Below are 20,115 nucleotides of genomic sequence, written 5' to 3'. Positions count from 1 at the left end.
TACTGAAGTTTAGGAATGATGGATATATGACGAGAGAGAACGAGCAATTGCATCAGTCTACCATGAAAGGTATGGAGAACGGTGAAAATACAGAGGAAATGGTTACGAGTATGTGGGATGTCAATGTACTGGTAACCGATGAGAACACGGATAATGTGGCAAAAGAAAGTGTGTATAAACAGGCGCTCGCTGACTTGGAGGATGCCGCAGCCTGTCTTCGTCAGGGACAAACCGTGGCCTTCCCAACCGAGACGGTATATGGTCTGGGTGCAGATGCTCGCAGTACAGCTGCGGTGGAAGCTGTATTTGCAGCCAAGGGGCGGCCTTCAGACAATCCGCTGATTGTTCATATTGCACAGCGTGACCAGTTGGATTCACTGGTCACGGAAGTGAATGGCACAGCGGAGGCCCTGATGGCGGCCTTCTGGCCAGGGCCGCTTACGCTTGTGCTGCCGGTTAGGCCAGGGGCGGTGTCACCGCGGGTTACCGCCGGTTTGGACACGGTGGCCGTGCGGATGCCGGATCATCCGGTGGCCTTACAGTTGATCGCGGCGGCGGAATGCCCGGTCGCCGCGCCGAGCGCCAACCGCTCCGGGCGGCCAAGCCCGACCCTCGCCGCACATGTGCGCGAGGATCTGGCAGGCCGCATCGGCGGCATCGTGGACGGCGGCCCCACCGGGGTGGGCGTCGAGTCCACGGTGGTGCAGGTCGGTGACGACGGTACCGTCACCATCCTGCGCCCTGGCGGCATTACGGCGGAACAATTGTCAGCCGTTGCCGCCCGTGTCGCCACGGACCCGGCGCTGCTCGCCGAGGGGCCCGGTGGCGATGACAGCCCGGCGCCGCGCTCGCCGGGCATGAAGTACACGCACTACGCGCCCACAGGTGCGCTGTGCGTGGTGGAGGGGCCGCCCGCAGCGGTGGCGGCCTGGATCAGCGCCGCCCTCGCAGAGGCGGCGCAGCGCGGGGAGCGCACCGCGGTTCTGGCGTTCGCCGAGCACGCGGAGCAGTACCGCGCCGATGCCGTGTTCTCGCTGGGCGAAGCCAGCGAGCTGGAAGAAGCAGCGCGCCGGCTGTACGCCGCGCTGCGCAGCTGCGATGAGCAGGGGGCCACATATATTGTGGCTGAAGCCTGCTCGCGCGAAGGGCTGGGAGCAGCCGTTATGAACCGGCTGCTCAAGGCGGCAGGTCACCGACTCATTCAGGTCGGTGACCGATAGCTCCCTTTTTCCATAATATCGTTATGAATATTTCCCTCTGGCACTTGCCCTCCAGCCACGACTAGCCATTCATTCTTTGAATGCCAGCAATGCAAAAAGTCTTCTCAGGTCATGTTTATGTCCTTGTCCGCATATGGTGTACAAGAACCTTTACGTGACTTGGGGGTATGGGGATGTGGGATGTGTCTGCCCATGTAGGGCAGTTGGTAACCATTTTGATTATGGCCGTCGCTCTCGGACTCGACGCGTTCTCACTCGGCATCGGGATTGGCATGAAGGGTATTCGTCTGAGAGACGTATTGCGAATCAGTACCGTAACGGCCCTGTTTCACATCATCATGCCGCTCATCGGTATGTATACGGGCAAATACGTCAGTTCCCTGCTTGGTGACATTACGACGTATGCAGCTGGCGGTCTGCTGGTCCTGCTCGGCGCCCATATGATTTTGAACGCTTTCCGGGAGGGAGACACCAAACTGGTGGATCATCGATCTCTGCTCGGTGTGATTCTATTCTCACTAAGTGTCAGTGTGGATTCGTTTTCCGTTGGAGTCTCGCTCGGCATGTTCAGCAGTGACTTGGTGTTAACAGTACTGGCTTTTGGTGTCTGTGGTGGAATAATGTCCGTTATGGGTCTGTTGTTGGGACGGCGTGTGAGCCAAAATATGGGCGATTACGGGGAAGCGGTTGGCGGAGCGATCTTGCTCGCTTTTGGACTTTTGTTTATATTTTAAAAAACGACGTTAACCATGATTACAGCCTAGTGCAGTCTTCAATATATAGTTATGAGATTCATCATTGGTTCAGATGGTGTTTCAAACATGATTCGACAACATTTGCAAAATGGGGAGGCTAACCACAATGAAACATATTTTGTTTGTATGTACAGGGAATACATGTCGCAGCCCCATGGCGGAGGGACTTTTACGTAAACTGGCGTCTGAGCGGGGCATTCAGGTGGATGTTCGTTCCGCAGGTGTAGCCGCAACAACGGGCATGCCGATTTCCCGTCATGCGGAGGCCGTATTAAGGGATCACAACGTTGATGGACCACCTCATTCGACGCTCCTTAGCTCCAACCTGGTCGGTTGGGCCGATCTGATTCTCACGTTGACACGCAGTCATAAACAGCATGTCATGCAGGTTTTTCCCGACTCTGTACACAAGACCTATACCTTGAAAGAGTATGTGGAAAATGACGAACAAGTCCTGAATGATCTTCAGGAACTGGACAGCCTGTTTGCGACATTGGAGATGAAACGTGCGCTAGGTCAGGAGATTTTGGCATCTGAACGTGAACGGGCAATCGAGATCAGACAGCGGATTCCGAGCTTTGATATTTCCGACCCGTTTGGCGGCAGTCGCGATGATTACAACATAGCTGCGGCAGAGATTCGGACCGCGCTCGACAGACTTTTGGACAAGCTGGGTTAATTGGATTCGTTTAATCATACGAGCTACCAGTGGATTACGATATAAAAAACGTACACGGGATGTGAATTACCCGTTGATTTTAAACGCAGGTTGTTTTATGATGGATGGGAAAACAGGGATCCGGTGTAACTGGCGACGAAGTGGACATAACCACGATGGAGCACCGGAACAAACGGCCGGTCGCCTGGGCAAAAGAGCAATTCTGCGTTACCCGCAGACTGCTCTTTTTTTCGTCTTTCATCTGATTATTCGCTATAATAGTACCTGAAATGCCATGCAAGAATACCAAGGGCAGCCAAGAGGAAGCCGGGCATGATTTTATCGGGAGGCGATAGGATGACTATTGAGTTAGATTCGGAACAACCCGGATTGCATGAACAGACCGCATCCATTCTGCGTGAACTGGCGCTTGCCGGACAGCTTGGAACTGGACAGATCGTTGTGATCGGAACAAGTACAAGTGAAGTTGCAGGCAAACGGATTGGTACAAGCGGTGCGGTTGAAGTAGCGCAGCAGCTTCTTGCGGGTATACGTGAGGTGCAGCAGGAGTTTGGTTTTGATGTTGTATTCCAATGCTGTGAGCACCTGAACCGTGCACTGGTTATGGAGCGTTCTCTGCTTACACGGCTTGGATTGACTGAAGTGGGTGCAGTACCTGTGCCCAAAGCAGGCGGTTCCATGGCATCCGCAGCGTATCGCTCGCTGACCGATCCATGCCTGGCTGAACATGTGCAGGCCCATGCGGGACTGGATATTGGGGAGACGATGATTGGCATGCACTTGCGGCATGTGGCAGTACCCTTCCGCACAGGACTCCGCTACATCGGTGATGCCCGTGTAACTACAGCGTTGACTCGTCCAAAGTTGATTGGCGGCGAGCGTGCAGTGTATCGTATGGAAGAGCAACCAGATTCGACATTTTGTGACTGATATCTTCAACCTATATAAAGCCAAATTAGACTTTACACGAAAACGGAGAGTGCAACACCAATCTGAAGAAGCGAAGCGTTCGCCTGAAAGCTTTCCGAAGGAAAGCTACATCGGAAGCATACGCTATCCCCATGATTTCCCCCTTATTATAAGGGAGTTCAGAAAAATCTGGGGATAACAGCGATCGGAAGATGGTGATGCAATCGAAGTCAGGAGTGTAACCACTGTAGTTTCGCTTTATAACTTCACTTATACCTGGGAGGAATTTAATCATGGAACAATTGCGCAAGAATGACCCGGCAGTACTGGAAGCGATGAATCTTGAACTGAAACGTCAACAAAACAACATTGAGCTGATCGCGTCTGAGAACATCGTAAGCGAAGCGGTTATCGAGGCAATGGGATCTGTACTTACCAACAAGTACGCTGAAGGATATCCGGGCAAACGTTACTACGGTGGTTGTGAGCATGTTGATATCGTAGAAGATATCGCGCGTGATCGTGCCAAAGAATTGTTTGGAGCAGAACATGTGAATGTTCAACCTCACTCCGGTGCACAAGCGAACATGGCAGTATACCTTGCGGCTCTGAAACCAGGTGATACCGTTCTGGGTATGAACCTTGCACATGGCGGACACCTCACACATGGTAGCCCGGTTAACGCTTCCGGTTTGCTGTACAATTTCGTGGCATACGGTGTACAAGAAGATACATTCCTGATTGATTATGATGAAGTGCGCAAAGCGGCATTTAAACATCGCCCTCGTATGATCGTTGCAGGTGCAAGTGCATATCCGCGTACCATTGATTTTGAAAAGCTGGCTTCCATCGCCAATGATGTAGGCGCTTTGTTCATGGTGGATATGGCTCACATCGCAGGACTGGTTGCTGCTGGTTTGCATCCAAGCCCGGTTCCACATGCGCATTTCGTAACGACAACTACACACAAAACGCTGCGTGGACCTCGTGGTGGTATGATTCTGTGCCGCAAAGCTTGGGCAGCAGCGATTGATAAAGCGGTATTCCCGGGTTCCCAAGGTGGACCTTTGATGCACGTGATTGCTTCCAAAGCGGTAGCATTCGGTGAAGCATTGCAACCTTCGTTCAAAACGTATGCAGAGAATGTCGTGAAAAACGCACAGGTTCTGGCTGAAACATTGATCGCTGAAGGATTGAACATCGTATCCGGTGGTACAGACAACCACTTGATGCTGATCGACACACGCAGCGTGAATATCACAGGTAAAGAAGCCGAGCATGTACTTGATTCCATCGGCATTACCGTGAACAAAAATGCAATTCCGTTTGATCCAACCAGCCCATTTGTAACGAGCGGTATCCGTATCGGTACACCTGCAGCAACTTCCCGTGGTATGAACGAAGAAGCGATGGTAGCTATTGGTAAGATCATTGCCAAAACATTGAAAAACCCTAAAGATGCAGCTAAATTGGACGAAGCCCGTGCTGAAGTAACGGCGCTTACCGACCAATTCCCACTCTACACAGACCTTAAATACTAAAAAAAACTTGCTCATGGTGTTTGTATTTGAGATGTTCTTCATGTAAACACTCAGACGGAGCAGACAGAATGAAGCCGTAGAAGCGTAGCGTTCGCCTTTATCCCCGGATTTTCCCCTTAATAAAAGGGTTCAAAAAAATCCGGGGATAACAGCGATCGAAGGGTCATTCTGTTTGCGGAGCATCATTGTGTTTACATGCATTTCATCATCTCAACTGACATAACAGCGAGAGCAAAAAGGACCGGAAGACTCATTTTTCCGGTCCTATTTTTATAGGATTCGGTTTTCTGTAATGATTGAGTGCCCTTTGATGGTGTAATTCGGTGTAGGTGATGATATAATATACAGGATTTATCGGGGCCTATGAATGATGATTAGGCATATTTGGTAATGCTGAACATGAAGAACATACCGGAGGGACAAATTAGATGGGAAAATTAGTAATATGTGATCACCCTTTGATTCAACACAAACTGACGTTTATACGCGACATGCGTACGAATACGAAAGATTTTCGTGAATTGGTGGATGAAGTGGCAACACTGATGGCTTATGAGATTACAAGAGATGTTGAGCTGGAGACTATTGATGTACAGACACCAGTAGCTGAAACACAAGGGAAAGTAATTTCTGGACGTATGCTTGGGCTGGTTCCGATTTTGCGTGCGGGCCTTGGGATGCTGGATGGCGTTGTTAAATTGCTGCCAGCGGCAAAAGTAGGACATGTAGGTTTGTTCCGTGACCCGGAAACCCTGCAACCTGTTGAGTACTACACCAAGCTGCCTACAGACGTTACAGAGCGTCAGTTGATTGTCATCGACCCGATGCTGGCAACTGGCGGTTCGGCCATTGCTGCTATTGACGTGCTCAAAAAACGCGGCTGCACGCAAATCAAAATGATGAACCTGGTGGCAGCTCCTGAAGGAGTAAAAGCTGTTCAGGATGCGCATCCGGATGTAGACATCTACGTTGCTGCGCTGGACGATCGTCTGGATGATCACGGCTATATCGTTCCCGGACTGGGAGATGCAGGAGACCGTCTATACGGCACTAAATAAGCATATCGCATGCTTTGTAAGAGGTTGTTCAAAAAGTCCAATTTTGATTACGAAGGATGCCCAAGGGCATCATCGATATCGAATATGAAATTCAGCCGAAATGTCTGTTGCTCACGTAGTTTTCCCTGCGCTCCGCTACTCCATTTCTACCTTCATTCCATATTCTTGATACTGAAAACCGGACTTTTTGAACATGAACTTATAGAAAAGGGGCTTTGCTTCAATGTCCAAGAAAATTAAAGTCATGACGATATTCGGGGTGCGCCCGGAAGCCATCAAGATGGCTCCGCTTATTTTGGAACTGCAGAAACATCCCGAATCTATTGAATCGATCGTATGCGTTACTGCACAGCATCGTCAGATGCTGGATCAGGTTCTTGAAGTATTCAATATACATCCAGACTACGATCTGGATGTAATGAAAGATCGCCAGACGCTGAATGAAATTACGATTCGTGTGCTGGGAGGTCTGGAGCCGGTTTTGCGTGAAGCAAAGCCGGATATCGTGTTGGTTCACGGTGATACGCTGACAACGTTTGTAGCCAGCTATGCTGCGTTCCTGCAGCAGATCCAGGTGGGGCATGTGGAAGCAGGTCTTCGCACATGGAACAAGCTCTCTCCATACCCGGAAGAAATGAATCGTCAGTTAACCGGAGTGCTTGCTGACTTGCATTTTGCGCCTACGGACTGGTCTGCTTCCAATCTTGCCAAAGAAAATAAATCGGAGTCTAGTACGTATGTCACAGGCAACACGGTAACAGATGTGTTTCAATATACAGTACGGCAGGATTACACACATCCGGTACTAGATTGGGCACAGGGCAAGCGTCTTGTGCTGATGACAGCTCACCGCCGTGAATCCCAAGGCGAGCCTCACCGTAACATTTTCCAGGCCGTCAAACGGATTGCCGACGAGTTTGAGGATATTGCCATCGTGTATCCGGTGCATCTAAGTCCTGCTGTGAAGGAGCCGGCTCACGCGATTTTGGGGAATCACCCCCGTATTCAACTTATTGATCCACTAGACGTGGTGGATTTGCATAACTTTTACCCGCATACTCACTTGATTTTGACAGATTCAGGCGGTTTGCAGGAAGAAGCGCCTTCGTTTGGTGTGCCTGTTCTTGTCCTTCGGGATACAACGGAGCGCCCGGAAGGAATTGAGGCTGGAACACTGGAGCTGGTGGGTACCGATGAGGAACGTGTATATGAGCGGACCAAAGCTCTGCTTACAGACGAAACACTGTATGCAAGCATGAGTCAGGCTGCCAATCCGTATGGTGATGGACATGCTTCGGAAAGAATTGTCAATGCGATTTTGCATCATTTTGGTGTGAATAGTGAACGTCCGGAATCATTTCACAGAAAATTCAAAAAATAATTCATTTTTTCTGATGGATTAATAAAGGGTACAGCATACAGTTAAACTGTACGGTTTACGCGGGTTTATGGGCTCTGATGGCCTGTAATCCCGTCGTTTCCCCCTTTAAAACGCTAAAATCATTCAATTGACAAAGGCTCTCATCATTCAGTAAAATTAACTGGGATTGCAAGGGTGGCGTGGAAAATGGCCGATTCGAACAAACCAAATTCATCCCGTAACCATGATGATAATGTGTGGAAGGCAATGGGGCTCGTGACAGCTTTTGGAATCGAGATTGCCATTCTCGCTGTTGCCGGATATTACGTCGGCTCCTGGTTGGACAAGACCATCGGGGGTAGCGGAATATGGATCGCCGTAAGCGTTCTCTTTTTTTTGGCAGCAGGCGGCGTAAGCATCTACTTTATCGCGAAAAAATTCATGGGGGAAAGTGATGAGTGAACTAACCAGATACCGCAGAATGATGACTGTTTTCATCATGTACTTTCTTATGATTTGTTTTCTCGCAGCGGCCTTTATGCCACGTGTGGAGACAATTGCTTTGGGACTGGCCCTGGGTACAGGAATTAGCTGGATCAATGCATTTTACCTGGGCTTCAAAGTAAGGAAAATGTCTGATGATGCGGCAGAAGGTAACTTGAAGCGTGTGAACCTGGGATTTTTGACAAGAGCGGCACTCGCAGTGCTCGGTATCTTCATATCGATGCGCTTTCCGCAGTACTTCAATACATATGCGGTTGCAGGCGGTCTGGTCATTGCACAATTTTCCTTACTGATTATAGGGATCGTCTATTCCCGCAGAGCAGAATGATGTTAGGTGCTGCAGCTTTCAAGTCGAGAAAGGGGTGAGAAAAATATGCATGAAGCTCCAATTATTATGCTTGGCGGATTTCGACTGGATCTATCGGTTCTGTTGATGCTGGTTGTTACAGGTGCACTTGTTTTCATTTTTGCTGTACTGGCAACACGTAGATTATCCGTTGAAAATCCCGGCAAGCTGCAAAATTTTATGGAGTGGGCAGTAGAATTCGTCCGCAATCTGATTTCCAGCACGATGGATATGAAGAAAGGGAAACATTTTATCTCTCTCGCTCTTTCCATGATTATGTTCATTTTTGTAGGTAATATGCTAGGTCTTCCGTTTCAGGCGGTTACTGAAGTTACGGAGGTTAGTCAGGCGCAGGTATTCAATCAACCGATTGTCACTGCTGTTGATGCGTTTAACGAAGCGCATGCCAAGGACCCTGAAGCACATCCACACGTTGAACTGGCTTGGTGGAAATCACCGACAGCCGACTTGTCTGTAACGATGGGACTGGCACTCGTAGCATTCCTGGTATCTCATGGACTCGGATTGTTCCGTAACACAAGAGGATATCTCCAGCATTATCTTAAACCGTTCGCCTTGTTCTTGCCGATCAACCTGATAGAGACGGCATCCAAGCTGCTGACACACGGAATGCGTTTGTTCGCGAATATTTTCGCGGGCGAGGTACTGATTACAACGATCCTGAAGCTGACCACGTTCAAAGTGTTTGGCGCCATTGCAGCGATTCCGTTGCTTATGGTGTGGCAGGGCTTTAGTATCTTTATCGGCGCAATCCAGGCATTTGTTTTTGTAATCTTGATGATGGTGTACATTTCACAAAGTATCGAGACGCATGACGAACATTAAGTTTCAAGCCCTACGAAGATTTCTTCACCAGGCTGAACAATAAAAAATTCGATTTAACATTTTAAGGAGGATATACAAATGGGAGCAATGGCATTAATCGCAGCAGCAATTGTTGCAGGACTGGGCGCATTTGGCGCAGGTATTGGTAACGGTATGGTAATCAGCAAAACGGTGGAAGGTATCGCTCGTCAACCGGAAGCGAAATCCACTCTTCAAACAACAATGTTTATCGGTGTAGGTCTGATCGAGGTATTGCCGATCATCGGTGTGGTACTGGCGTTCATGTTCTACGGTATGGCTTAATTAAATCGATACAGGTTTGGCGGGGAAGGCCATAGCCATCCGCGCCTTCTTTTTAGGTAATGTCCGTTCTAACGGATGACGTTTCAAGGATACCTCCAGGAAGGAGTGAACAGATTGAGTTTCGTATGGGAAAATACGCTTCTTGCGATTATTGCATTTGCAATTTTATATTGGCTGCTTAGCCGTTATGCTTTTGGGCCTTTGTTCTCCATAATGGAAAAACGTCGTGAACTCGTGATGACGCAGATGAATGAGGCTGCTCAGACTCGGGAACAGGCCATTGCCTATGTGGAGGAACAAAAACAAGCTCTGGAGCAAGCGCGCAAAGATGCTTACGACATCATTGAACAGTCCAAACAAACGGGCGGTAAACAAGCCGAATCGATCTTGGCTGATGCGAAAGCAGAAGCTAATCGTCTCAAAGACGATGCTGTACGTGAGATTGAGAGTGAGAAGAACAAAGCGGTCGCAGCGCTTCGCAGCGAACTGGGTACAGCTTCCGTTCAAATCGCTTCCAAATTGATCAAAAAAGAAGTTGAGAACGGTCCTGCACAAGAGGAACTTGTGAACCAATACCTCAATGAGGTAGGAGGCCGACAATGAGCCGCGATACGATAGTTGCCAAGCGTTATGCGAAAGCATTGTTCGAAGTTGCTCTCCAGCAGCAGCAGGTACTTGAAGTTGAACAGGAACTGCGTGTGGTTGTCAGTGCATTGACCGGGGATGCTGATATCGAAAAATTTATCGTATCTCCCAACATCTCGGACGAAGCAAAGCAGAATGTCCTTCATTCAAGCCTTGATGGAAAGGTGTCCGAGCCTGTCCTTCGCACGGTTCTGCTGTTGATTGAGCGCGGACGCGTTGAATTGCTGGAAGCTTTGCTGAATGATTATCTGAAGATCCAAGGCGAGTCGCTCGGTATAGCTGATGCGCGCGTCTACTCGACTTATGCATTGAATGATGAAGAAAAAGAAGCGGTTGCCCGTGAATTCGGTGGCCGTGTGAATAAAAAGATTCGTATCGAGAATTTTGTTGATCCGACTCTGCTGGGCGGATTGAAAGTCGCCATTGGCGATACGATCTATGACGGCAGCTTGGCTGGCAAGCTCGAACGTCTTGAGCAGTCTTTTAACAGACGAGTACAGTAGATTGGGGTGAGGACACTTGAGTATCAAACCAGAAGAAATCAGTACATTAATTAAGAGCCAGATCGAACAATACAAAACCGATATCGATGTAGTCGAAGTCGGGACAGTTATTGAGGTCGGTGATGGTATTGCTCGTGTATACGGACTTGAGAACGTAATGTCCAACGAGTTGGTTGAATTCCCAAGCGGTGTTATGGGACTCGCCATGAACGTGGAAGAGAGCAACGTTGGTGTCGTTATCCTGGGACCTTACTATGATATTCGTGAAGGCGACCAAGTAAAACGTACCGGTCAAATCATGCAAGTGCCTGTTGGCGAAGCATTGATTGGACGCGTTGTTAACCCGCTCGGTATTCCAGTGGATGGCAAAGGGCCAATCGCTACAACGGAATTCCGTCCGGTTGAAGGTAAAGCACCAGGCGTAATGGATCGTAAATCAGTTCATGAGCCGATGCAAACAGGGATCAAAGCCATTGATGCAATGGTTCCAATCGGTCGCGGACAACGTGAGTTGATCATCGGTGACCGTCAAACAGGTAAAACATCAATCGCAATTGATGCGATCCTGAACCAAAAAGGCAGCGGCATGAAATGTATCTACGTGGCTATCGGTCAAAAACAATCTACAGTTGCACAAGTCGTAGAAACTCTTCGTCGTAAAGGCGCAATGGAGTACACGATTGTTGTAACTGCAGCAGCATCTGACCCATCACCATTGTTGTACATCGCACCGTATTCCGGTTGTTCGATGGGTGAGTACTTTATGTACAAAGGTGAGCACGTTTTGGTTATCTACGATGATTTGACCAAACAAGCTTCCGCATATCGTGAACTCTCCTTGCTTCTTCGCCGTCCACCGGGTCGTGAGGCTTATCCGGGTGATGTCTTCTACTTGCACTCCCGTTTGCTGGAGCGTGCTGCGAAGCTGAATGATGAGCTTGGTGGTGGTTCTTTAACCGCACTGCCGTTCATTGAAACACAAGCTTCCGACGTATCTGCTTACATTCCGACGAACGTAATCTCCATTACGGACGGACAAATCTTCTTGGAAGCTGACTTGTTCAATGCTGGACAACGCCCGGCGATCAACGTAGGTATCTCCGTATCCCGTGTTGGTGGTTCTGCTCAGATTAAAGCGATGAAAAAGGTTGCAGGTTCCCTGCGTCTCGACCTCGCTCAATATCGTGAGCTTCAAGCGTTCTCCCAGTTCGGTTCCGATCTGGATAAAGCGACTCAGGCCCGCCTGAATCGTGGTGCTCGCATGATGGAAATCCTGAAACAGGGTGTGAACCAGCCTTTGCCTGTAGAACAACAGGTAGTCAGCTTGTACACAGCGGTTAAAGGATTCTTGGATGAAATTCCTACAGGTGATGTGACTCGTTTTGAACAAGAATTCCTGGCGTTCATGGAGAGCAGCCATCCTGAGATTCTTCAATCCATCCGTGATACTAAAGAATTGACTGCAGACAATGAGAATGCTCTGAAGGGCGCTATCGAGAAGTTCAGAAAGAGCTTTTCTGTCTCCGTCTAAATAGATGATATGCAGTTGCGGAGTTGTTTAACCGATTCCGCATGTCTGCATGTATAACTTTGGCTCCGCCAAAGGTAAGATTATGCTTACGAAGTAGTTTTGACTTGGTCAAAACTAGTGAATGCTTACGAAGTAACTTTGGCTCTACCAAAGTTTAAGTTTGGGCTTACGAAGTAGTTTTGACTACGTCAAAACTTGAAGGTGGTGAAATCATGGCAAAAGGCATGCGCGAAATAAAGCGGCAAATTAAAAGCGTACAAAGCACCAAGCAGATCACCAAAGCAATGGAGATGGTTGCTGCTGCAAAACTGCGTAAAGCGCAGGAAAAAGCGGAAGCAGCTCGTCCTTATTCGGAGAAACTGAAAGAAGTTGTGGCTAGTATTGCATCAAGCACGCAGGGAATTCAACATCCGATGCTGGAGAGTCGTCCGGTCAAAAAGACAGCTTATCTAATCATTACATCGGACCGTGGTCTTGCGGGTGGTTACAATGCAAATATTTTGCGTCAGGTCAATCTGACACTCAAAGAAAAACACAACTCTCAGGATGACTACGAATTGTTCGTCATTGGGCGTAAAGGACGCGATTATTTCAGACGGCGCGAAATTGCGATCGCATCCACTACAACGGATCTATCCGATTCACCAGCATTTGCAGACATCAAATCCATCGCACACGAAGCTGTTCAAGGATTTGAGCTGGCTAAATTTGATGAATTGTACATTTGTTATAACCGCTTTGTGAATGCGTTGACCCAGATTCCTACGGTAGAAAAACTTCTTCCGATGGAAACACCTGAGGTAACTGCTGCGGAAGGACCGACGGCAAGCTACGAATACGAGCCTTCAGCTGAAGCTGTACTGGAAGTTCTGCTTCCGCGTTATGCGGAAACGCTGATCTACGGTGCACTTCTGAATGGTAAGGCGAGTGAGTTGGGTGCCAAAATGACTGCGATGGGTAATGCAACCAAAAATGCATCGAAACTCATCAACGACTTGTCATTGACCTATAACCGTGCTCGTCAAGCGGCGATTACGCAGGAGATTACGGAAATTGTGGCAGGTGCCAACGCAGCACAAGGCTAACCGTTTTTTATTAATGAAGGCTTGCAGTGCAGAGATAACTGAGAACGGAACTTTATTTCTGCAAAACTAGCAGGCTTGTAGGAGGGGAACGTTAAGATGAACAAAGGACGCGTTGTGAGCATCATGGGTCCGGTTGTTGACGTCGAGTTTGATCGCGGCGGTCTGCCGGAAATCCTCAATGCCATTACGATCACTACAGTAAGCGAAAGCGGCGTAAGTGTGAATCTGACACTCGAAGCTTCGAAACATCTGGGTGACAACCGGGTACGTTGTATCGCGATGTCCTCCACGGACGGACTCGTTCGTGGTATGGAAGCCGTAGATACAGGAGCTCCAATCTCTGTACCTGTTGGGGAAGCGACACTGGGTCGTGTATTTAACGTACTCGGCGAAGCTATTGATACTGGCGGCACTGTAGCTGCTGCACATAAAAATCCGATTCACCGCTCGGCTCCTGCATTTGATGAACTGACTACCCAGGCTGAAATGCTGGAGACAGGAATCAAAGTTATCGACTTGTTGGCTCCATACGCCAAAGGTGGTAAAATCGGTCTCTTCGGTGGTGCCGGTGTAGGTAAAACTGTAACGATTCAGGAATTGATCAACAACATCGCACAAGAACACGGCGGTATCTCCGTATTCGCAGGTGTTGGTGAGCGTACACGTGAAGGTAATGACTTGTATCATGAGATGAGTGATTCAGGCGTTATCAACAAAACAGCAATGGTCTTCGGACAAATGAACGAGCCTCCAGGCGCACGTCTTCGTGTAGCCCTCACAGGTCTGACCATGGCGGAATACTTCCGTGATGAAGAAGGCCGTGACGTGTTGCTCTTTATCGATAACATCTTCCGTTTCACCCAAGCAGGTTCAGAAGTATCTGCCTTGCTCGGACGTATGCCTTCCGCGGTAGGTTACCAACCAACGCTGGCAACGGAAATGGGTCAACTGCAAGAACGTATCACTTCGACCAAAAAAGGCTCGGTAACATCCATCCAGGCTATCTACGTGCCTGCGGATGACTATACTGACCCGGCTCCAGCAACGACGTTTGCCCACTTGGATGCAACGACGAACCTGGAGCGTAAAATTTCAGAGATGGGTATCTACCCTGCGGTAGATCCGTTGGCATCCAGCTCCCGGATCTTGTCCCCTGAAGTTGTAGGCGAAGAGCATTACAACGTAGCTCAAGGCGTTAAACGTATCTTGGCGCGTTACAATGAATTGCAGGATATTATTGCGATTCTCGGTATGGATGAGTTGAGTGAGGAAGACAGAGCACTCGTTTACCGTGCTCGTAAGATTCAACGTTTCTTGTCCCAGCCTTTCCACGTTGCTGAAGCATTTAACGGTATTCCGGGTAAATACGTTCCGGTTAAAGAAACGGTGCGCAGCTTTAAAGAAATTCTCGAAGGCAAGCACGACGATCTTCCGGAAGCAGCTTTCCTCTTCGTGGGTACAATTGAAGAGGCAGTGGAGAAAGCCAAAACACTGGTATAATCTGAATCCAGGATTGTCCTTATGAAGCGAGCTATCCTTCGGATAGTTTCAGGAGGGATGGAATTGAGCACCTTTTTGTTGGAAATCGTAACACCTGAGCGTCTGGTATATTCAGAACAAGTGGATAGTATCACGGCTCGTGGTATTGAAGGGGAGCTGGGCATTTTGCCAGGCCATATCCCTATGGTTACACCTTTACAGATCGCACCGATCTATATCAAAAACGGAAAAGAAAACAAACGCGTCGCTATTGGTGGCGGGTTTATCGAAGTCCGTAAAGATAAGGTTGTTGTGCTCGCAGAAAGTGCCGAATTCCCGGAAAATATCGATGTGGACCGTGCGCGTGCAGCGAAAGAGCGGGCAGAACGCCGTCTCAGCAGCCAAAGCAATCAGGACCATTTTGATCACCGCCGGGCAGAGATTGCTCTGCAAAAAGCGGTTAACCGGATCAACGTATACGGCAAATAAACCATTCATTGGAGCCTGGCGGCTTAGTCTGCCAGGCTTTTTTGAGTTTTTGGAGCGGTATCTTTTCCAATTACAGTAAAAAGTATGGACATTATCTTCGGTTGAAGTACTTGATTTAACGGCAAATAAAGTTAATTGTATTCACCGTTTATAGGCAGTTGAATAGAATGTAGGACTAAAGTCGTGGCGATAATGATCACTGTTGGAACCATTTTTAACGACGGAAATCCAAATTATTTCCGAGGAAATGACAGGATCGATATCGAAATAACGCTCTTTTATGTCGTTTTAGTCACAAAATCCCGGCATTTTGAATTTAAAATATTATCGAAGTGGAAATCAATGTAATTGACAATGTATGATGAAAGAGCCTATATTCCATAGAGTCAGCAGATGCAGGAAGCTGCGTTGATGAATTCCATAGTCATTCACAGCCAGATTGTTGCTGCTCCGTGATTGGGCATCCAGATTCCTGCATAGCAGGAGTAAGTCTGACAGTAGGCTCAGTACGTTGTGTTCAAGTCATTCCAGTGTTCTAACAAGTTATGGATGCCAGGCATAATTATGCTGATCGCTGCAACAAATGTGGAGGTAATGAATATATGGATACTGACCTGACGAATCAATTGAACCAGACATTAAGTACGAATGGCTTAGTTTCGATTATCGTCTCTCTTTTATGTATAGCGTTGTCGTGGTGGGCATTGCAGAATCTCAAGCTGGATTTAATCATCAGGCAGCCACGAGGAGCACAGGGAAGACTGTTACATTTACTGTTGGCCATTATACTTGGGCATGCTGTTTCAGGCTTTGTCATTGACTATTTGTCATGGACACAAATGTTGCGCCATTTGTTTTAATGTTGAGATGGTTGGTTAATCATCTGTTAGGTTCTTCAAGCAGTTCAATGTCGAATAACATCGATTAATTGTGTTAACAATTAGAGTATGAGTTGTCGGCAAATGAATTAAGAAAAAAGTGTGACGTGGAATTGGATGAATTTGAGATGTTTTATGTAAAAATGCTTGTATCGTACAATTCAACAATGTTATGATGGAAGTTAGGGAATTCACAATTGTTCACTTATTTTGTGGTTATAAACGGGATACCCGGTTGAATCCGGCTAATAATCATCCCATTCTGTCTGTTCAGATGCTTGCTGGCCTGTAAGGCATTACATTTACAAGTCGGAGGGCATCATGCAACGCACGTGGTATCATCGATATGGATTATAAACCAATTCTTTTCTGAATAGACATCAAGGGCATTATTTGCCAGGCTATGTCGAAATTCCACACACAGCAACAGTCTCTTCTATTGCAGAAGGGCTCACGTATTCCGGAATGAAGAAAAGGGAATAAAAGCGCGGAGGGAACCATGATGAGCAAATTTATCGTCCGCGGTGGCAAAAGGTTGACCGGAAGTGTCAAAGTTAGCGGCGCTAAAAATTCTGTTCTTCCGATCATCGCTGCCTCTCTCTTAGGGGAAGAAGGACAAAGCGTTATTATTGACGCTCCTCCTCTAGACGATGTGATGACGATTAACAAGGTGTTGGAATCGCTAGGAGCGGGTGTTACATACCGGGACGAAGTGATTACCGTAAATGCGGAGAAACTTACTTCCTGTGAGGCACCGTATGAATGGGTAAGTAAAATGCGGGCGTCATTTCTGGTCATGGGGCCATTGTTGACGCGTATGGGTCATACAAGAATTTCGCTTCCTGGTGGATGTGCCATCGGTACACGGCCTATTGATCAGCATTTGAAAGGTTTTGAAGCCATGGGCGCTGAGATCAGCTTGGGCCAAGGCTATATAGAAGCTCGTAGCCAAGGACGGTTGCGTGGCGCGAAAATTTATCTGGATGTGGCTTCCGTAGGTGCCACTCAAAATATTATGATGGCTGCAACATTGGCTGAAGGCGTGACTGTTCTGGAGAACGCGGCAAAAGAACCAGAGATTGTGGATCTTGCCAACTTCCTGAATGGAATGGGTGCCAAAGTACGAGGTGCCGGAACAGGAGTCATCCGCATCGAAGGTGTGGAGAAACTGTCTGGCGTGAAGCATACCGTCATTCCTGACCGGGTTGAAGCAGGTACCTATATGGCTGCTGCTGCAATCTCCGGTGGTGATGTGTATATCGAAGGTGCGATTTCAGACCACTTAGGTTCTGTTATTGCGAAGCTGGAAGAGATGGGTGTAACCATTCATCCTGACGAGAATGGCGTTCGTGTCATTGCAGATCGTCCGCTTAAGGCTGTGGATGTGAAAACATTACCATACCCAGGTTTCCCTACCGATATGCAATCCCAGATGATGGCACTCTTGCTTGCGTCTGAAGGAACCTCTGTTGTAACAGAGACTGTTTTTGAAAATCGCTTCATGCATGTGGATGAATTCCAATTGATGAATGCGGAGATCAAAGTTGAAGGACGTTCGTCCATCATCACGGGTAACGCCAAGCTGAAGGGTGCCAAAGTAACAGCTACCGATTTGCGTGCGGGTGCCGCACTTATTATCGCGGGTCTTGTTGCTGAAGGTACAACGGAAGTGGGCGGTGTTCATCACATCGACCGTGGCTACGTACATCTCGCTGAGAAACTTAACGGACTTGGAGCCGATATTTATCGTATTTCGGTTGAAGAGCCTAAGCTGGATGCAGCCAAAGCATCGAATGAAAAAGTCGGGGAAGAAGTACCTCTGTTCAAAGTACAACCGACCTGGGCATAACATTGAATTGGACAATAGACGTTGCTCTCTAGTATGAATCATACATCATTGTAAATTGCGGATAAGTGAGCATGCGTATTGTCATGTAAATTCTGATTAAAAGCTAAGCCATCTGGCTTGGCTTTTTTTGTGTTCATCAATCAATCGAATCAGTACCTGATTCTATTAATAGCTGGTCCTAACTTGTATAGCATAACATCTTATTCTGTACCAATTCTGAACAAATGAAAGAGCATGCTTTTTGAAGGGGAGATTGTACTTTATAGAATGGGATTCCGCGATAGATCAATGTTTTCCAAGAATACATAACAGAAGTAAGTTAGGAATCGCTACATATGGGATGCCTTCGTTTCTCTTAAATCAGGTTCTATCAGATCCAGCCAGCTCATACCCTAAACTATGGATTTGAACAAAAGGACCGGCGCTTGACCGGCCATGGACAACGGAGGGTTATATCAAAATGAAAGAAGCCCGTGTGCAGGTTAAGGTACCTCTTGTCCCTCGTCCACTAGTGAAGGAGCCAGAAGAGGTTGCTGGTTTCGGTGTGGAAAAAGACAAGCTTGCTTCAACGAACATCAGAACTGTTCCAGATGAGCCCATAACAACATCTTCTAGAGGGGCCACCTCCAAACAGGAGTCAGCTCAAAACACTGCGGCACGTATACACATTCCTGTCATTGAATTAGATCAGTTTCGTCGTGTGAAACGCCGCCGAATGCGTACGTTCGGCCGAGGACGCAGATGGGGCAAGAACAACGCTCGCTGGCAACCAGCGGCGGCTGTATCGGCAGTACTGGCACTTGCGCTGTTGATCCCCGCCATTCTAGTCTGGCCGCGGACGGATGATTCTGTTAAACCGATCCCTGTCCCACCAGGTACAGGCAGTGTAACGACTCCAGCACCTTCTCCGGCTGTACCCGTCACCTACCCTGAACCCCAAGTAAGGGTGTACCTGTCCGCAACCGGTACAACGATGAATCTTCCGCTTGAAGATTATGTTACCGGAGTAGTCGCTGCCGAGATGCCAGCGGAGTTCAGATTGGAAGCTCTGAAGGCACAGGCTATTGCTGCAAGGACATTTATTGTAAGAAGGCTGGCAGCCAACGATACGAGCGGTGTACCTTCAGGAGAAGCTGATGTAACGGATACTGTGAGTCATCAGGTGTTCATACCACCAGAAAAAGTGAAAGCGGACTGGACACGTCTGGGGAAAGCAAAAGAATGGGAGAAGCTGCAGCAGGCTGTCCATGAAAGCAAGGATTCCGTCATGACATATCAAGGTAAGGCGATTACAGCATCCTTTTTCTCCACAAGCAACGGATATACGGAGAATGCAGAGGATGTCTGGGGGAACCCTGTACCTTATTTGCAAAGTGTAGCGAGTCCGTGGGATAAAAAACTGGCCCCAGGCTTTGAGGAAACCATCACAATGAAGCGCAGTGAGATTCTCCAAAAGTTGAATCTGGGTGCAAATGCCATCCCTGTGAGCGCGCAGCAGAGCGGTGGCTGGATGGAAGTATTGTCGACAACGCAAGGCCATCGCATCAAGGAGATACAAATTGCAGGTAAAACGTTTAGCGGGCCGGAAGTTCGAAAACTGCTTGGGCTTCGATCCAGCCAGTTCAGCTGGAAGACCGATGGAAACGAGGTTGAAATTACAACGTATGGATACGGCCATGGAGTCGGCATGAGCCAGTGGGGAGCCAACGGCATGGCACAGGAGGGACACACCGCGACCCAGATTCTCAAACACTACTACACGGGCATCTCCTTCGGACAGGCATCCAAGATGCTAGCCTCCAAATAGGCCAACATGGAAGTCGGTATCGACCGGACCATTTGAATTGACCAACCGTCAGTCTATTAGCGGTATTGGGTTAATGAATAATATAAAGCGAAGCATCGCAGGCAATCTATGAAGTTGCTAAGACTAAAGTCAAAACCCACCGTTTGCTCTACCAATGAACTTAAAACTATAACGTCAAGTTCAATCTCACAGATTCACTTTTATAAGGATTGGCTGTTAAAGCCAATCCATGTATTTCTGTCCACCACCCCTTCCGTAACTTTCAAAACTTGGCTATATATTTTATGAATTGCGAGCGTATGGAGAGCGCAGGGGACAGAAAAGGCCA

20 protein-coding genes and 1 riboswitch are annotated in these 20,115 nt (G+C 48.0%); all 20 genes read left to right on the top strand.

Translation table 11 applies throughout. The features are described from left to right. Positions 1-62: 62 nt before the first annotated feature. The 20 genes from RS891_RS28875 to spoIID all read left to right on the top strand — a co-directional run bounded on the left by RS891_RS28875 (position 63) and on the right by spoIID (position 19,787). Positions 63-1,220 carry an L-threonylcarbamoyladenylate synthase gene (locus RS891_RS28875; RefSeq protein ID WP_397386975.1) on the top strand — a complete coding sequence of 386 codons (1,158 nt, stop codon included), beginning with the start codon at positions 63-65 and terminating at the stop codon, positions 1,218-1,220. A gap of 173 nt (positions 1,221-1,393) precedes the next feature. Continuing rightward, the gene (locus tag RS891_RS28870; protein WP_113052908.1) at positions 1,394-1,954 is read left to right on the top strand and encodes a manganese efflux pump MntP; all 561 of its coding nucleotides are present in this window, start codon (positions 1,394-1,396) and stop codon (positions 1,952-1,954) included. A gap of 127 nt (positions 1,955-2,081) precedes the next feature. Continuing rightward, complete coding sequence (locus tag RS891_RS28865; RefSeq protein ID WP_113052907.1) at positions 2,082-2,654, top strand: low molecular weight protein arginine phosphatase; 573 nt, start codon at positions 2,082-2,084, stop codon at positions 2,652-2,654. A gap of 115 nt (positions 2,655-2,769) precedes the next feature. Then, positions 2,770-2,851, top strand: a riboswitch (ZMP/ZTP riboswitch). A 139-nt stretch (positions 2,852-2,990) separates the two neighbouring features. After that, positions 2,991-3,584 (top strand): TIGR01440 family protein, encoded by a 594-nt coding sequence (locus RS891_RS28860; RefSeq protein WP_315793824.1) that lies wholly within the window; start codon positions 2,991-2,993, stop codon positions 3,582-3,584. Positions 3,585-3,856: 272 nt separating this feature from the next. Then, positions 3,857-5,104, top strand: coding sequence for a serine hydroxymethyltransferase (gene glyA / locus RS891_RS28855; protein WP_315793823.1), 1,248 nt, complete (start codon positions 3,857-3,859; stop codon positions 5,102-5,104). 428 nt (positions 5,105-5,532) lie between these two features. After that, positions 5,533-6,162 (top strand): uracil phosphoribosyltransferase, encoded by a 630-nt coding sequence (upp, locus tag RS891_RS28850; protein ID WP_053782842.1) that lies wholly within the window; start codon positions 5,533-5,535, stop codon positions 6,160-6,162. A 223-nt stretch (positions 6,163-6,385) separates the two neighbouring features. Continuing rightward, positions 6,386-7,543, top strand: coding sequence for a non-hydrolyzing UDP-N-acetylglucosamine 2-epimerase (wecB, locus tag RS891_RS28845; protein WP_113052904.1), 1,158 nt, complete (start codon positions 6,386-6,388; stop codon positions 7,541-7,543). A 186-nt stretch (positions 7,544-7,729) separates the two neighbouring features. Next, entirely contained in the window at positions 7,730-7,984 is a 255-nt protein-coding gene (locus RS891_RS28840; protein ID WP_076287589.1) for an AtpZ/AtpI family protein, read from the top strand. Continuing rightward, positions 7,977-8,354, top strand: a complete 378-nt coding sequence (locus tag RS891_RS28835) for an ATP synthase subunit I (RefSeq protein WP_076287590.1) — start codon at positions 7,977-7,979, stop codon at positions 8,352-8,354. Before RS891_RS28840 ends, RS891_RS28835 begins: the two co-directional genes overlap by 8 nt. 45 nt (positions 8,355-8,399) lie before the next feature. After that, positions 8,400-9,218 carry a F0F1 ATP synthase subunit A gene (gene atpB, locus RS891_RS28830; RefSeq protein WP_076287591.1) on the top strand — a complete coding sequence of 273 codons (819 nt, stop codon included), beginning with the start codon at positions 8,400-8,402 and terminating at the stop codon, positions 9,216-9,218. A 78-nt stretch (positions 9,219-9,296) separates the two neighbouring features. Beyond that, positions 9,297-9,521, top strand: a complete 225-nt coding sequence (atpE, locus tag RS891_RS28825; protein WP_017691934.1) for a F0F1 ATP synthase subunit C — start codon at positions 9,297-9,299, stop codon at positions 9,519-9,521. 114 nt (positions 9,522-9,635) lie between these two features. Then, on the top strand, positions 9,636-10,124 hold the full coding sequence (atpF, locus tag RS891_RS28820; RefSeq protein ID WP_024632720.1) for a F0F1 ATP synthase subunit B: 489 nt from the start codon (positions 9,636-9,638) through the stop codon (positions 10,122-10,124). Then, positions 10,121-10,669: a F0F1 ATP synthase subunit delta gene (locus RS891_RS28815; protein WP_076287592.1), complete on the top strand. Its 549-nt coding sequence runs from the start codon at positions 10,121-10,123 to the stop codon at positions 10,667-10,669. Before atpF ends, RS891_RS28815 begins: the two co-directional genes overlap by 4 nt. A gap of 16 nt (positions 10,670-10,685) precedes the next feature. Continuing rightward, positions 10,686-12,200 (top strand): F0F1 ATP synthase subunit alpha, encoded by a 1,515-nt coding sequence (gene atpA / locus RS891_RS28810; protein WP_076287593.1) that lies wholly within the window; start codon positions 10,686-10,688, stop codon positions 12,198-12,200. Between the two features lie 212 nt (positions 12,201-12,412). Continuing rightward, positions 12,413-13,285, top strand: coding sequence for an ATP synthase F1 subunit gamma (gene atpG / locus RS891_RS28805; RefSeq protein WP_076287594.1), 873 nt, complete (start codon positions 12,413-12,415; stop codon positions 13,283-13,285). A gap of 96 nt (positions 13,286-13,381) precedes the next feature. Next, positions 13,382-14,785: a F0F1 ATP synthase subunit beta gene (gene atpD, locus RS891_RS28800; protein WP_024632716.1), complete on the top strand. Its 1,404-nt coding sequence runs from the start codon at positions 13,382-13,384 to the stop codon at positions 14,783-14,785. Positions 14,786-14,848: 63 nt separating this feature from the next. Then, positions 14,849-15,253, top strand: coding sequence for a F0F1 ATP synthase subunit epsilon (locus RS891_RS28795; protein WP_113052903.1), 405 nt, complete (start codon positions 14,849-14,851; stop codon positions 15,251-15,253). Between the two features lie 602 nt (positions 15,254-15,855). Then, the gene (locus tag RS891_RS28790) at positions 15,856-16,113 is read left to right on the top strand and encodes a DUF1146 family protein (RefSeq protein ID WP_062321714.1); all 258 of its coding nucleotides are present in this window, start codon (positions 15,856-15,858) and stop codon (positions 16,111-16,113) included. Positions 16,114-16,633: 520 nt separating this feature from the next. Continuing rightward, positions 16,634-17,980: a UDP-N-acetylglucosamine 1-carboxyvinyltransferase gene (gene murA, locus RS891_RS28785; protein WP_315796475.1), complete on the top strand. Its 1,347-nt coding sequence runs from the start codon at positions 16,634-16,636 to the stop codon at positions 17,978-17,980. Between the two features lie 460 nt (positions 17,981-18,440). After that, positions 18,441-19,787, top strand: a complete 1,347-nt coding sequence (spoIID, locus tag RS891_RS28780; protein WP_315793822.1) for a stage II sporulation protein D — start codon at positions 18,441-18,443, stop codon at positions 19,785-19,787. Positions 19,788-20,115 lie beyond the last annotated feature (328 nt).

It is taken from the genome of Paenibacillus sp. BIC5C1, assembly GCF_032399705.1.
GTDB lineage: Bacteria > Bacillota > Bacilli > Paenibacillales > Paenibacillaceae > Paenibacillus > Paenibacillus taichungensis_A.
The sequence above is the reverse complement of the archived record's forward strand: the minus strand, read 5'-3'. Positions and strand labels throughout refer to the sequence as shown.